Here is a 14,898-nt window from a genome sequence, read left to right as displayed (position 1 = left end):
AAGAGCAGGCACACATATGAAATAGTTAGGATTTCGCCTTGCCGAAGAACTTCAGCGCCTCAGAGACGCAGGCGGCGGGCGATGAGGCAATGGCCTTTAAGGCGTAAATCACAGCCTGGCCTGGCTGGTTGCTGCGCTTCATAGCGAAGGCGAGCACGGCGTTGTGGCGAAATTCGATGTAGCGCACATCCTTCTTGCTGAGGCGCGGGTAGTAGCCGCGCACCACCTCGTGCCTTGCGACCTCGCCGTTTACCTTGTTCTTGCCAAGCGAGAGCCTCTCGCCGGAATGGAGGTACTGCCTCACGTGCACCTCGGGCATGTAGCCCATGTGGGCGCCAGCCTCTATGCAGCGCAGCATCAGCCACCAGTCTTGGCCGGTCGCCACCTCGCCGAAACCCTCAGTGCGGTCGAACAGGTCGCGCCTGAGCATATAGATGGCCGTTGGGCTTATCGGCGTTAGGAGGTGCGCGCGCAGCAGACCCTCGGTGGAGAAGTCCTCGCAATGGTCGAGCCTGCGGTGCTCCACAAGCCGGCCACGTTCGTCATACCACGAGACATCCTGCCAGCTCATGTCGAGGGAGTTTTCCTGCATGAAGGCGACCTGGGTGGACACCTTGTCAGGCAGGAACTCGTCGTCATCGTCGAGGAACGTGAGGTACTCGCCCGTCGCCTGGCGGCAGGCGTAGTTGCGCGCCGCCCCGCCGCCGGTCTGGCCGGAGGTGTGCAGCAGCCTAAAGTGCGGAAGGCTCGCGGCATAGGGGGCGACCGCCGCGTCAGTCTCGGCGCTTTCCGGCCACTCCGGCCGATTGTCGCTCACTACAATCAGTTCGATGTTCTCCGCGCCGTAGTCCTGCGCGGCGATTGAGTCCAGGGCCACGCGAATCCTGTCAGAGCGCTTGTAGGTCGGCACCACGATCGAGACGAGGGGTTTGTCAGCACCCATGCGCTACCTCCCCGTCTTCTTCTTGCCGAACATGACGCCAAAGGTCTTGAAGAAGACCTTCCAGTCTGCCTTGAGGCTGGCACCCTTCGCGTAGGCAAGCTCGAACTCCTGGCGCAGGCCGTTCTCGAAGGTCGCGAGGTTGCGCGGGCCCGACTGCCAGGCACCGGTAATGCCCTGCGGGACGGCAAGCACCTGCACCTGCTGCTCGTGCGTAAAGTTCCCGAGCTCCTCGTAGGTGATGGCGCGAGGGCCGATGACGGAGAGCTGGCCCGCGAGCACGTTGAAGAACTGGGGCAGCTCGTCCAGGGAAGTCTTGCGCAGGACGCGGCCTAGCTTGGTGATGCGGGGATCGTTTGTGACCTTCCGCTCGCGGTGCCACTCCTCGATCTGCTCGGGGCTGAGGTACTTCTCCACGTCGTTGGCGTCGGCGACCATGGAGCGGAACTTGAGCACGCGGATGGGGCGACCGAAGCGCCCCGCGCGCTCGTGAGCGTAGATGGGTGCGCCCTTGGTATCGGCCGCAATGAACGCACAGAGCACCGCGCCAGGGATGAGCCCCACGACGCAGACGCACGCGCTGAACGCGATGTCGAAGGTGCGCTTGACGAAGCGGTAGCCAAGCGACCTCGTGTCGAGCGCGCGGGACTCTGCGGCAAACTCGGGCGAGCCTGGGAGGCTCATCGTGCCCGTGCTTGCAGCGGAGCCGGCACCGGCGCCCGCCGCGCTCTCGCGCCGGTCCATGGCCTGAGCAATGAGCGCCGCGCCCACGGGCGCATTATCCTCTATTACTTCTTTAGCAGTCATAATAAAAATTTCGTTCCTGTCCCCAGGAACCCCCCCCCAATCCACAAATTCAAAAACCAAATAAATTGCCGGCGTAACGTCTTCCTTACGTTTTGCTGGGCACGTCGAGCGGAAGCAGCTCCCTAAATGTGGAGTCGCCTTCGCCTACGTCCACCAGGCACCAGCGCTTATGACGGTCGATCTTTTTAACGCGGGCCTCTTGCCCCACCAAGGGACCCTGCTCTATGTGCAGCACACCGTCTTCTATGCGGGCGACGCTGTTTCGAACCACGCCGTCGTCGTCGAGCACGCTGCGGTACCAGTCCTGCGCATCGTCCGGCATGGGCGCATAGGCCCGCTCCTTACTGCCGGCGATCCTGCAGCCAAAGCTCAGCTGGGCCAAAGCCTTATCGAGCAGGGCGGCATCGCGCGTAGCAACGAAGAAGTATTCCTTGTACATGGGTTTGGTTTGAAGCGACCAGGCGCCATCCCGCTTAAACCAGAACTCCTTTTGCATCACAAAAGCGTCCTGCATCAGCTCGTGCGGGATAATACGACGGACCTTTTCGCAGGTCTCGCGCTCTTTTCCATTGGGGGTGTGGACCAGATACCAGCGGACGCGGCCGCGCTGGCTGTTGGTGATGGCGCCACTAAAGGCACCGGGCAGCTGCTCTTGGCGCCGCATTGTCTGTTCCATCTCTCGCCCCCTTAACTTGCTCCGCGACGCACGCGGATGCAGGGGCGTTAAGAACAGGCTTCTCGCTCGCAGCTAGGCGCAGTCGCAAAAGTACAGGTTTTTGTATCTTTCGACGGAGTTCATTATACGAGCAAACTGCTCGCGTTTTCCCAGATTGCACAAAATGCGCCGCGAATGGGCGCATCTCCATACGCCTCTACAAAAACCTGTACCTTTTTGCACAACAAAAAAGCCGCTCTAACCAGCGGCTTTTCTTCTATAGACAACAAAAAAGGCGACCGCCCGCGAGGACGGTCGCCTTTGTTAATTCTTGTATTGTTTGTGCTAGGCGCGAGACTTGATCTCCTCGAGCACCTTGGCCACAAACTCGTCAACGCTCATCTGAACGGTCTCGTTGGAGCGATCGCGGACGGAGATGTTGTCGGCCTCGACCTCCTTCTCGCCCAAGATGAGCATGTAGGGCACGCGGTCGATGCTGCGGGCCTCGCGGATCTTGTAGCCGATCTTCTCGTCGCGGTCGTCGCAGACCACGCGAATGCCGGCCTCCTCCAGCTTGGCGCACACCTCGTGGGCGTAGTCGCGGCTCTTCTCGGAAACGGGAAGCGCCTTGACCTGCACGGGAGCCAGCCAAGTGGGGAACTTGCCCGCAAAGTGCTCGATCAGAATACCGATGAAGCGCTCGATGGAGCCAAAGCACACGCGATGCAGCATGATGGGGCGCTTCTTGGTGCCGTCGGCGTCCACGTACTCCAGGTCAAAGTTAAGCGGCATCTGGAAGTCGAGCTGCACGGTGCCGCACTGCCAGGTACGGCCGAGCGAGTCTTCCAGGTGAAAGTCGATCTTGGGGCCGTAGAAGGCGCCGTCGCCTTCGTTGACCTCGTAGTCCATGTGCAGCTGCTCCAGAGCGGTGCGCAGGCCCTCCTCGGCGCGGGCCCAGTCCTCGTCCGAACCCATGGAGTCCTCGGGGCGGGTGGAAAGCTCAACGTGGTACTTAAAGCCAAACTTCTGGTACACGGAGTCGATCAGGTTGACCACGCCCACGATCTCGTCGGTCAACTGGTCGGGACGCACAAACAGGTGGGCGTCGTCCTGGTTAAAGCAGCGCACGCGGAACAGGCCGTGCAGGGCGCCGCGCAGCTCGTGGCGGTGCACCAGGCCGATCTCGCCGGCGCGGATGGGCAGCTCGCGGTAGGAGTGCGGCTTGGAGGCGTACACCAGCACGCCGCCCGGGCAGTTCATGGGCTTAATGCAGTACTCTTCGTCATCGATGACGGTAGAGTACATGTTGTCCTTGTAGTGATCCCAGTGGCCCGAGGTCTTCCACAGCTGCTTGTTCATGATGAGCGGCGTGGAGATCTCCACGTAGCCGGCCTTGTGGTGGATCTCGCGCCAGTAGTCCAGCAGCGTGTTCTTAAGGATCATGCCGTTAGGCAGGAAGAACGGAAAGCCGGGGGCCTCGTCGCGCATCATAAAGAGGTCCATCTCGCGGCCGATCTTGCGGTGGTCGCGCTTCTTGGCCTCCTCCAGCATGTGCATGTACTCGTCGAGCTCTTCCTTGGTGGCAAAGGCGACGCCGTTGATGCGGGTGAGCATCTTGTTGTCCTTGTCGCCCTTCCAGTAGGCGCCCGAGACGCCGGTGAGCTTAAAGGCCTTCAGCGCCTTGGTGTAGCAGATGTGGGGGCCGACGCACATGTCGATGTAGTCGCCCTGCTGGTAGAAGGTGATGCGGGCGTCGTCATCCAGGTCGCCGATGTGCTCGACCTTGTACTTCTCGCCGCGCTCCTCCATAAGGGCGATGGCCTCGGCGCGGGGCTTCTCGTACACGGAAAACTTGAGGTTCTCCTTGACGATCTTCTTCATCTCGGCCTCGATCGCGGGGAAGTCGTCCTCGCTGATCTTGACGCCCTCGGGCAGGTCGACGTCGTAGTAGAAGCCGTTGTCGGTCGCGGGGCCGTAGGCAAAATCGGCCTCGGGGTACAGGCGCTTGATGGCCTGCGCCATGATGTGCGCGGCGGAGTGACGGATGACGTGCGTGACCTCGTCCTGCGGGAGCTCGGCCACCGAGCCGTCATTGTAGAGTGCCTTCATGGGTATGTTTTCTCCTCTCGGATGCCTGATGCAAGTGTGTGCGATGCGCTCGGCGTTTTTGACTTGCATCATTATAGGCAGGTTGCCTTGGTATACAAGCGCCCGCCGCACCTTAATGGCACGGCGGGCGATTTTCTACGCATGCTTCATCGTGTGGGGCGGGTTGTGGGGCGCGCGTGGCTTGCGGCGTGCCCGCAGCTTGCGGCTGGCCCGGCGATGGATGCGTTACTGGATGCGAGTTCGGCAGTAGGGGCAGACTTTCCAGTGCGCATCGAGCGGGCGATGGCAGCTGGGGCATACGTTGCGAACCTGGGTATCGCACACCGGGCAGACGACGAAGTCCTTCTCGATGGGCGCGCCGCACTGCGGGCAGGTGCCGTATTGGGCAAGCTGGCGCTCGCGCAGGGCCATGTCCAGCTCCTGCTCCTCGCGGTCGGACGCGTAGGAGTGCGGGCGCAGGACCAGGTAGGCGATGAGGCCCACAAACGGGATGAGGGCGATGACGCCCCATGCCACGTAGGCGCTGGCGCCGCGGCGGCGAGCGTCGATGAACACATAGACGACCGACAGCACATACAGGGCGATGATAAAGCCAACGAAGGCATAGACGACGCCCATAAGCTGCGGCGACATGAGCTCGGAGATGTACTTGGACATTACGGGTACCTTTCGGATTATTTACATTCCGGTCAAGTTTACCACGGGGTTTGTTTATATGGGACCACGGCTAGGGGCGGGGCTAGCGCGGACACAAACATCTCAATCTGTAACAGGTGGGAGCGGAATCCGGTCCTAGATGTTACAGATCGAGACACAGGGGTCCCTCCCCGACTTCAATCTCGATCTGTAACATCTTGGGCTCCAAAACCCCTCTTACTGTTACAGATCGAGACATTCAAAATCCGCCGGAAGGTTTGTCTTGATCTGTAACATCTAGAACCCAAATCCTCGTCTAACTGTTACAGGTCGAGACGAACGGTTGCCGTAGCTGTCGGCAGACGAGACCAACATCCGTGCCGGGTCTCCCCTCGCCTGCCGTTGGCGGGTGTTGCGGGGCTGTTCGCCGCATTGCCGCCGCACTGGGGGTGTGTAGACCGTAGGATAGTCTTATTGACAGCCTGTCAACTCGTCTGGGAGGCACTGTGACAGAAACGTTTGATATCGCGATTGTCGGCGCGGGCATCACCGGATGCGCCATCGCGCGGCAGCTCGCGCGGTTTGACCTGTCCATATGCGTGATCGAGGCGGCCAACGACATCGCGCTGGGCGCGTCGAAGGCCAATGGCGGCCTGGTGCACGCCGGCTACGACCCGGCGCCGGGCACGGTAAAGGCGCAGGTCAACGCCCGTGGCTGTGAACTGTACGGTACGTGGGCCCAGGAGCTGGGCTTTCTGTTCAGCCGCACCGGGTCGATGGTGTTGGGCTTTAATGACGAGGACCGCGCACACCTGGAGAAGCTGCGCCAGAATGGCCTTGCCAACGGCGTGCCCGAGCTGGCGATCATTGGCCCCAAGCGTATCCGCGAGCTGGAACCGCGTGCCAGCGCCGACGCAACATGCGCGTTGTGGTGCCCCTCGACCGGTTACGTCGACCCGTTTGAAGTGGCCATCGCCGCGCTGGAGAACGCGGTTGCCAACGGCGTGACGTTTATGCGCTCCGCACCGGTGGAGGCCATTGAAGTTGCCGGCGGCGCTGACGGGGGCACTGCCGCCGACGGCAAGGGCCGCGCGCGCTTTACGCTGGTGACGCTCGCCGGCAATGTGCGCTGCCGTTACCTGATCAACGCCGCGGGCAACGGTGCCGCGGACATCTCGCATATGGCGGGCGCCGAGGAGTTCCAGATGGTCTGGCGCCAGGGCAACATTGTGGTGCTGGACAAGGAGCCGCGCGCGCTCATGCCGCTCTACCCAGTGCCCACGTCAATTTCCAAGGGCGTCATTGTGACGGGAACCGTGCACGGCAACACCGTGATTACCGCGACGGCCGCCGAGCGCGAGCCCGGCGACACGCAGACCTATGCGGGCGACGTCAACGTGCTGCTGAGCGGCGCGCGCAAGCTGGTGCCCGATCTGGACACGCGCCGCGTGGTGCGCGCGTTTGCCGGCGGACGCCCGGTCATAAAGGGGACGAACGACTTTTTTATTGGGCAGTCGACCATGGTGCCGGGGCTGTTCCAGGCGGCAGGTATTCAGTCACCGGGCGTGGCGAGCGCGCCAGCCATTGCCGGGCGCATGGAACAGGTGCTGCGCGAGGCGGGCGTTGCTTTGCGCGAACGGGCCGATTGGGATCCCATCCGCCGCGCGCCGGACGACTTTGACCGCGCCCCGCTTGCGCGCAAGGAAGAGCTCATTGAGTCCGACCCCGCGTGGGGGCAGATCGTCTGCCGCTGCGAGACGGTGCCCGAGGCCGAGATCGTGGCCGCGATCCGACGCCGCCCGGGCGCGATTTCGGTCGAGGGCGTCAAGCGCCGCTGTCGTGCCGGCATGGGTCGGTGTCAGAGCGGCTTTTGCCAGAGCCGCGTGGTAGCGATCCTGGCGCGCGAACTGGGCTGCGACCCCAGCGAGGTGTTGTTGGAGGATGCCGGATCTTGGTTGGTCGAGGGACCGCTGAAGGGGGTGCGCTAGGATGGCGACGTTGGATATGCGCGACGGACGCGCGGAAGCCGGAGCTGTAGCGTCGGTGTCGACGAAGGCCTTCGACGTGGTCGTCATCGGCGGCGGACCTGCTGGCATGGCGGCTGCGCTTGCCGCACATAAGGCCGGCGCCCACGTGGCCATCGTGGAGCGCGAGCAGCATCTAGGAGGAATTCTCCGCCAGTGCATCCACCCCGGTTTTGGCCTTTCACACTTTAAGCAGGAGCTCACCGGTCCCGAGTACGCGCAGCGCTTTATCGACCAGGTGCGCGCGACCGATATTGCACTGTTCTTGGGCAGCATGGTGCTTGGGATTGATTCGAGCGAGGGCGCGGGCGAACCGAGCACAGGCGAGGCCTCGGGAGCCACCGCAGTCCATACCGTCACGCTCATGAGCCGCGCCGGCATGCTTCAGCTCATCGGACGCGCGGTCGTCCTTGCCATGGGGTGCCGCGAGCGCACGCGCAGCGAGATCAAGATCCCCGGCAGCCGCCCCGCCGGCGTATTTACGGCCGGCCTGGCGCAGCGATACATCAATATCGAAAACCTCAAGCCCGGCTCGCGCGCCGTCATTTTGGGCTCGGGCGACATCGGGCTGATCATGGCGCGCCGCTGTACGCTCGAGGGAATTTCGGTCGAGGGCGTGTACGAGCTCATGCCGTACGCCAACGGTCTGCGCCGCAACGTCAAGAACTGCCTGGACGACTTTGGCATTCCGCTTCACCTGTCTACTACCGTCACACGCGTAATCGGACACGACCGCGTGGAGGCCGTCGAGGTGAGTAAGGTCGACGAGCACCTGGCACCCATTCCGGAGACCGAGCGCGTTGTTCCGTGCGACACGTTGCTGCTTTCGGTGGGTCTGATTCCCGAGAACGAGCTTTCGGTGGGCGCGGGCGTTGAACTTGACCCGCGCACGCGCGGCGCCGTGGTGGACCAGAGCCTGCAAACGGGCGTGCCGGGCATCTTTGCCTGCGGCAACGTGCTGCACGTGCACGACCTGGCCGACAACGTGACGACCGAGTCCGAGAGGGCCGGCGCAGCTGCAGCGGCGTACGCGCTGGGGACCGGCGCAGGCGCCGTTCCGGACTGCGAGCTCACCGTCTCCCCTGCCGGCATTGCGGGATACGCGCTGCCGGGACGCATTACGGCCGTGGCGCTCACCAAGCTAAACTTCCGCGTGCGCCGGCCAGTCGATGCCGCCTGCTTGAGGATCTTAGCCGACGGCAAGGAACTGTTCGCCGGCAAGGTCCGTGCGTTTAAGCCGAGCGTAATGGAGAGTTTCCCGCTACCGGCAAAGGTGATTCAGCGTGCACTCGACCTGGGTGCCAGCGAGATTGTCCTGTCCGTTGACCCTGTTGAGGGGGCGTAAAGCCATGGGCACAAACGCAATCGAGACGCTGAAGTTCAACTGCACCACCTGCCCATCCGAGTGCCTTCTGACCGTAGAGGTAGAGCGCGACGCAGACGGCACCGTGGCAGAAGTGCGCTCCGTGACCGGCAACAGATGTCCGCGTGGTGATAAGTTCGCACATCAGGAGCTCACCTGCCCCATGCGCGTACTCACCACCACCGTGGCCGTATCCGGAGGCGACGAGGCGTTGCTGCCCGTGCGCACGGCTGAGGCCATCCCGCTAGCGCTCCACGCCCAAGCCATGAACCTCATCCGAGGCCCAGTCGTCAACGCCCCCATCCGCATGGGCGACATCATGCTGGAAGACCTCCTCGACACCAACATCAACCTCATCGCCAGTATGGACATCGACCGAGTCAAAGTAGCTAATTAGGGACGTGTCTCTTTTAGCTACCCCGCCATCCACCCCGCCCCTCCTCAATTGCGGTGAAATAGTTCCTGATTTCCGCCAAAACCCCGACATCCAGGAACTATTCCACCGCAACTTATGTGGAGGCGCTTGGGATACTATGGTGGCAACCTAGCGAAAGGATGTTTCATGGCACATGTCGATGACCAGCGTGTGGCGCGCGTGCTCGATGCGCTCGAGGCTCAGCACCCCGGCGCGCAGCTGCTTGTGAATGACCCGTGGTCGATCTACTATCTGACCGGCTTTTATGCCGATATGTTCGAGCGTTTTTGTGGCGTGCTGCTCACACGCGATGCCGAGCCGGTGATCCTGGTCAACGCACTGCACCAGCTGCCCGAGTATGACAATGCCCGCATCGCCTATCACACCGATGCCGACGTCGTGACCGACGCCATCGCACGCGAAGTCAATCCATCCAAGCCCCTTGGCATCGACACCGTCATGCGCTCTGGCTTTTTGATGCCGCTCATGGAGCGCCACGCAGCCAGCGAGTTTTTCCTGGGCGACTTTGCCGTCACCGCCGCGCGCACCCACAAGGATGACGCCGAGCAGGAGCTCATGCGCGTGTCCTCGGCCGCTAACGACGCCGTGATGGCCGACGCCATCAAGCTTGTCCACGAAGGTGTGACGGAACGCGAAATTGCCGATCAGATGCTCGGTCTGTACCGCAAGCACGGCTGCGAGGGCTTTAGCTTTCCGCCGATCGTGAGCTTTGGCGCCAACGTCGGCGACCCGCATCACGAACCCGACGACACCGTGCTCAAGCGCGGCGACGTGGTGCTGTTCGACATTGGCGGACGCCGCTGCAACTACTGCTCGGACATGACGCGCACGTTCTTTTGGGGCGAGCCGGACGAGGAGACGGCTCGCATCTACGATATCGTGCGCCGCGCCAACGAGGCCGCCGAGGCGCTCATCGCACCGGGCGTGCGCATGTGCGACCTGGACCGTGCCGCGCGCGATGTGATTGAAAACGCGGGCTATGGGCAGTACTTTACGCACCGCCTGGGACATTCGATTGGCCTGCAGGATCACGAGCCGGGCGATGTCTCGCTCGTCAACGAGCAGGTTGTCGAGCCGGGCATGACCTTCTCCATCGAGCCGGGCATCTACCTCCCCGGTCGTACCGGCGTCCGCATCGAGGACCTGGCCCTCGTCACCGAGACCGGCGTCGAAATTCTCAACGTCTATCCCCACGATCCGGCGCGCCTAGACTAGCTAATGTGGCAAAGGGACAGCCCCTTTGCCACATCCCGCCAACGCTTCGCCACCAAAACGGCCTATCTACTACGTTTAACCCGCATGGGTCGACCATGCGGGTCTTTTTTGAAAAATGGCAAGCATTCTACCTGCGGTTTTAATTTCGCAATTCTCGGCATGGTCGAGGGCAACCGGTCAAACGTAGTAGATAGGCCCATATCGTGGCGAGCAGGTCAATTCAAAGCACAGGGTAGCTAATTTGGGTTAGCGGAGCAGGCCGGCTACTTCGCCGGCTAGGGTGATGGTGCCGGCGGCAACAAAGGACTCGCCCGCGGCATCGAGGGCTGCGAGGGCCTCAGGCACGCTGGGATACACGCCCGCCAGCTTGTCGGCGTCCACAAGGGCGGCGAGTTCCTCTGCCGGCAGGGCGCGGTCGGAATCGGTCTGGGTCACGACCACGCGGGGGAACGCTGGAACAAGCACGTCGACGATGCCCGCCACGTCCTTGTCTGCCAGCGCGGCGAACAGCAGCGTGGGGCGATTCTCCGCGCACGGATCGATCTCGTCCAGCGCGCTCACAAAGTTCTCGCAGCTCTGAGGGTTATGGCAGGCGTCGATCAGCTTGAGCGGATCGGTCCCCAGCACGTCAAAACGACCCGGTGTGGGGCAGCCCATAAGCGAGGCATCCAGCGCATCGTGGTCGAGCTCGCGACCCAGATACCCCTCGCACAGCATAATCGCGCACGCGGCATTCTGCGGCTGATAGGACGGTTTGACCATGCTCGACGTATAGATCGCACGCGGCGTGGTGCAGCTAAACTCCACCGTATCGCCCACGTGTGCCGGAAGTTTAGTCGTCGTATGGCTCACCACGAGCGGCACAACGCCGCACTCGCGACAACGTGCATCCATCACGCGCTGAACGCTCGGCTCATGCGTTCCCTCACCCAAAACAACCAGGCGCCCAGGCTTAATAACCGCAGCCTTCTCACCCGCAATGGCCTCGAGCGTATCGCCCAAAATACGTGTGTGATCGAGCCCAATACCCGTAATGGCAACGGTGACGGGATCGGTCGCACTCGTGGCGTCCCAACGACCGCCCATGCCAACCTCGAGCACGGCAACATCCACCGCGGCCTCGGCAAACACTACAAGTGCAGCAGCCGTCAGCAAGTCAAATGGCGTGATGGTATAGGCGCGCCCCCCCGCCGCCACACGGTGCGCATTCACGCGATGTCCCGCCTCAACAGCGGCCGAAACGCCACGGGCAAACGCCTCGTCGCTCACGACATGACCATCGACCTCCATGCGCTCGGGATAGCGCACCAGCTGTGGCGACGTATACAGCGCGGTTTTGAGCCCCTCACCACGAAGAATGGCAGCCGAAAAACGCGTAGTCGAAGTCTTGCCATTGGTACCGGCAACCTGGATGCAATCGAAATACTCGTCCGGACGCCCCAGCTCATCGAGCATATCGACAACCGTCTCAAGCAGAGGACCAGCATCCCCAGAAATCCGCCCCGTATCAGCAGCAAGCCCCACAGCCTCATCAAACGAAAGCAGCTCAAACGAGAAAGGAACGACATACGACCCAGAACGCTTAGCCATAACCCAAAGTCCCCCATAACAGAAAAGAGGCCCACCAAAAAGAATGAGCCCCTCGCGTTGACAATATCAGCCTTTATCCGCTTGCAGCAAGATCAAGGCCACGAACAAGTGGCCCTAACCTACCAGATGCAAACAACCACGTAAACGAACTGGGAGCGGCCCGACGCTTTGCTCGATACAAGTTCCGCACGCAAAGGACAGCACTAAATGTGCTGTCCGTCTTGCGCAGGACTGTTCGCAGTAGCGAGCAAAGCGTCGGGACGCGCCCCAGAGTAAACCTTACGAGAAGTCAGCAACCTGAGCAGTCAGCGCCGCCAGGATCTCCTTGAGCTCAGCTGCACGGTCCCTCTTCTTCTGGACCACCGCAGGCGCGGCCTTGGCCACGAAGCCCTCGTTAGCGAGCGTCTTCTCGCAACCGGCGAGCTCCTTCTGGGCCGCGGCGATCTCCTTCTCCAGGCGTGCCTTCTCGGCCGAAAGATCGACCTTGCCCTCGAGCACCACAAAGACCTCGACGCCGCTGTCGACCACGGCAATGCTCGCGGCCGGCTTCTCAACGTCGGTACCCATGACCAGCGAGGCGGTGTTCGCCAGCGGCTCAATGGTCGAGCGCAGGCTCTCGAGCTTCTCGATATCCTCAGCACCGGCGCGCACGACCACGTCGAGCTCTGACTTGGGGCTCAGGCGATAACGCGAACGCGTGGCGCGGGCGGCAGACACGACGGCGCGGCACAGCTCAAACGCGCGCTCGGCGTCCTCGTCAACATACTTGACGTAGTCGGCGGGCTCGGGCCACTTGGCGATCATGAGCGCCTCGGCGCGGTCCACGTTGCCCTCGGCGTCCAGGTCGAGCACGCTCGCCGGCATGTTGTCCCAGATCTCCTCGGTGACAAACGGCATAAGCGGGTGCATCAGGCGAATGGAGGTGTCGAGCACAAAGATCAGGTTGCGCTGGGCCTGCAGACGGCCCTCGCCCTTCAGGCGGGCCTTGGTGACCTCGACGTACCAGTCGCAGACCTCGTTCCAGAAGAACTGCTGCACGCCGCGGGCCATATCGCCAAAGGTGTAGTTCTCGATGCCCTCGGTGACCATCTTCACGGCCTTGGCCAGGCGACTGAACATCCAGGCGTCGGCCGGCGTCTCCACGACGGGCTCGCCGGGCGTGTAGCCCTCCATGTTCATGAGCAGGAAGCGGCTTGCGTTCCAGATCTTGGTCACAAAGCTCTTGGCCTGCTCGGTGCGCGGGCTGTCGATGAGCTTCTTGGTCTTCTTGTCGATGTTCGCGTCGAACTTGACGTCCTGATTGTTGGTGCACAGCGTGAGCAGGTTGTAACGCATGGCGTCGGCACCGTACATGCCAATGAGGTCCATGGGGTCAACGCCGTTGCCCTTGGACTTGGACATGCGGCTGCCGTCCTTGGCAAGGATCGTCGGGTAGATGACGACGTCCTTAAACGGCACCTCGTCCAGGAAGTACAGCGAGCTCATGACCATGCGGGCGACCCACAGCGCAATGATGTCGCGCGCGGTGACGAGCGCCGTCGTGGGGTGATGTCCCTCGAGCAGCTCCGGCTTTTGCGGCCAGCCCTGTGTGGCGAAGGTCCACAGCTGCGAGCTGAACCAGGTGTCCAGCACGTTCTCGTCCTGATGCACGTGATGGCCGCCACACTTTGGGCACACGTCGGTGTCCTCGGTCAGGGCGTCCTCCCAGCCGCAGTCCTCGCAGTAGAACACGGGGATGCGGTGGCCCCACCACAGCTGGCGGCTGATGCACCAGTCCTTGAGGTTCTCCATCCAGGTGGTGTAGGTCTGCGTCCAGCGCGCGGGGTGGAAGGTGACCTTGCCGGAGTTGACGGCGTCGAGCGCCGGCCCCTTGAGTTTGTCAACGGCCACGAACCACTGCTCAGAAAGCCACGGCTCAAGCGCGGCGTCGCAACGGTAGCAGTGCATGACGGAGTGATCGAGGTCCTCGACGTGATCGAGCAGATCATGCTCCTCGAACCACTTAATGACGGCCTCGCGGCACTCCTCACGGGTCATGCCGGTAAACTCGCCATAGCCCTCGACGACCACCGCGTGCTCATCGAAGATGTTGATCTGCGGCAGGTCGTGGGCCTGACCCATGGCGTAGTCGTTGGGGTCGTGAGCAGGCGTGACCTTAACGAAGCCGGAACCAAAGTTGGCGTCGACGTGCCAATCCTCAAAGATGGGGATCTCGCGGTCGACGATGGGGAGCTTGACGGTCTTGCCCACAAAGGCGGCCTTCTCGGGATCCTTCGGGGATACGGCGACGCCCGTGTCGCCGAGCATGGTCTCGGGGCGCGTGGTGGCAACAACGATGTAGTCCTGGCCGTTGACAGGCTCGGTCAGCGGGTAGCGCAGGTGCCACAGATGGCCCTTCTCGTCCTTGTACTCGGCCTCGTCGTCCGAGATAGCGGTGGTGCAGTTGGGGCACCAGTTGACGATGCGCTTGCCGCGGTAAATCAGACCGTCATGGTACCAGTCGCAGAAGACCTTGCGCACGGCCTGGGCGTAGTCCTCGTCCATGGTGAAGCGCTCGTTATCGAAGTCGACGGAGCAGCCCATACGCTTGATCTGCTCGACGATAATGCCGCCGTACTCGTGGGTCCAATCCCAGCAGGCGTCGACAAACTTATCGCGGCCGATCTCCAGGCGACTGATGCCCTCGCTCTTGAGCTTCTTGTCGACCTTGGTCTGCGTGGCGATACCGGCATGGTCGGTGCCGAGCACCCAGCGCGTGGACTTACCGCGCATGCGAGCCATACGGACGATGGCATCCTGGATGGAGTCATCGGTGGCATGGCCCATGTGGAGCTTGCCGGTCACGTTGGGAGGCGGAATGGTGACGGTGCAGTCGCCCACGCCCTCGCGGCGCTTATAGTAGCCGCCGTCGAGCCACTTCTGCAGGATCGCCGGCTCGTTGGTCGACGGATCGTAGTTCTTGGGCATTTCTTCCATATATCTCTCCCTTGCCCATCGGCGTGTCCGCCTGCTTGGTTTTCGCTCGGTCAGGTCCTGGGCTCGCACGAAGAGCACATTTAGTGCTCTTCGGCTCGTGCGGAATCTACGAAAACCAAGCAGGCGGACACGCCTTAGGTATCGATT

Annotated in this window: 11 protein-coding genes; 4 read left to right on the top strand and 7 right to left on the bottom strand. The window is 62.3% G+C overall.

Annotated features, from left to right (window positions below; genetic code table 11):
* Positions 1 to 25 precede the first annotated feature (25 nt).
* The 5 genes from I2H19_RS00805 to I2H19_RS00785 form a co-directional block, all read right to left on the bottom strand.
* Positions 26 to 943: a glycosyltransferase family 2 protein gene (locus I2H19_RS00805; protein ID WP_195620660.1), complete on the bottom strand. Its 918-nt coding sequence runs from the start codon at positions 941 to 943 to the stop codon at positions 26 to 28.
* Positions 944 to 946: 3 nt separating this feature from the next.
* Complete coding sequence (locus I2H19_RS00800; protein ID WP_195620659.1) at positions 947 to 1,747, bottom strand: sugar transferase; 801 nt, start codon at positions 1,745 to 1,747, stop codon at positions 947 to 949.
* A gap of 85 nt (positions 1,748 to 1,832) precedes the next feature.
* On the bottom strand, positions 1,833 to 2,423 hold the full coding sequence (locus tag I2H19_RS00795; protein ID WP_195620654.1) for a hypothetical protein: 591 nt from the start codon (positions 2,421 to 2,423) through the stop codon (positions 1,833 to 1,835).
* 324 nt (positions 2,424 to 2,747) lie between these two features.
* Positions 2,748 to 4,511 (bottom strand): threonine--tRNA ligase, encoded by a 1,764-nt coding sequence (gene thrS, locus I2H19_RS00790; protein WP_195620648.1) that lies wholly within the window; start codon positions 4,509 to 4,511, stop codon positions 2,748 to 2,750.
* A 225-nt stretch (positions 4,512 to 4,736) separates the two neighbouring features.
* The gene (locus I2H19_RS00785; RefSeq protein ID WP_195620647.1) at positions 4,737 to 5,168 is read right to left on the bottom strand and encodes a double zinc ribbon domain-containing protein; all 432 of its coding nucleotides are present in this window, start codon (positions 5,166 to 5,168) and stop codon (positions 4,737 to 4,739) included.
* 485 nt (positions 5,169 to 5,653) lie between these two features.
* On the opposite strand from I2H19_RS00785, the gene I2H19_RS00780 reads away from it, so the two are divergent.
* From I2H19_RS00780 to I2H19_RS00765, 4 genes are all read left to right on the top strand, one after another.
* Positions 5,654 to 7,135, top strand: coding sequence for an NAD(P)/FAD-dependent oxidoreductase (locus I2H19_RS00780; RefSeq protein WP_195620646.1), 1,482 nt, complete (start codon positions 5,654 to 5,656; stop codon positions 7,133 to 7,135).
* Position 7,136: 1 nt separating this feature from the next.
* Entirely contained in the window at positions 7,137 to 8,516 is a 1,380-nt protein-coding gene (locus tag I2H19_RS00775) for an NAD(P)/FAD-dependent oxidoreductase (RefSeq protein ID WP_195620645.1), read from the top strand.
* A gap of 4 nt (positions 8,517 to 8,520) precedes the next feature.
* Entirely contained in the window at positions 8,521 to 8,931 is a 411-nt protein-coding gene (locus I2H19_RS00770) for a DUF1667 domain-containing protein (RefSeq protein WP_195620636.1), read from the top strand.
* Between the two features lie 165 nt (positions 8,932 to 9,096).
* Positions 9,097 to 10,185 carry a M24 family metallopeptidase gene (locus tag I2H19_RS00765; RefSeq protein ID WP_195620634.1) on the top strand — a complete coding sequence of 363 codons (1,089 nt, stop codon included), beginning with the start codon at positions 9,097 to 9,099 and terminating at the stop codon, positions 10,183 to 10,185.
* Between the two features lie 246 nt (positions 10,186 to 10,431).
* Here I2H19_RS00765 and I2H19_RS00760 read toward each other — a convergent pair whose 3' ends face one another.
* Positions 10,432 to 11,775 (bottom strand): bifunctional folylpolyglutamate synthase/dihydrofolate synthase, encoded by a 1,344-nt coding sequence (locus I2H19_RS00760; protein ID WP_195620632.1) that lies wholly within the window; start codon positions 11,773 to 11,775, stop codon positions 10,432 to 10,434.
* A gap of 279 nt (positions 11,776 to 12,054) precedes the next feature.
* Positions 12,055 to 14,751, bottom strand: a complete 2,697-nt coding sequence (locus I2H19_RS00755; RefSeq protein ID WP_195620630.1) for a valine--tRNA ligase — start codon at positions 14,749 to 14,751, stop codon at positions 12,055 to 12,057.
* Between the last annotated feature and the right edge of the window lie 147 nt (positions 14,752 to 14,898).

The organism is Collinsella aerofaciens, from assembly GCF_015560135.1.
Lineage (GTDB): Bacteria > Actinomycetota > Coriobacteriia > Coriobacteriales > Coriobacteriaceae > Collinsella > Collinsella aerofaciens_AN.
The sequence above is the reverse complement of the archived record's forward strand: the minus strand, read 5'-3'. Positions and strand labels throughout refer to the sequence as shown.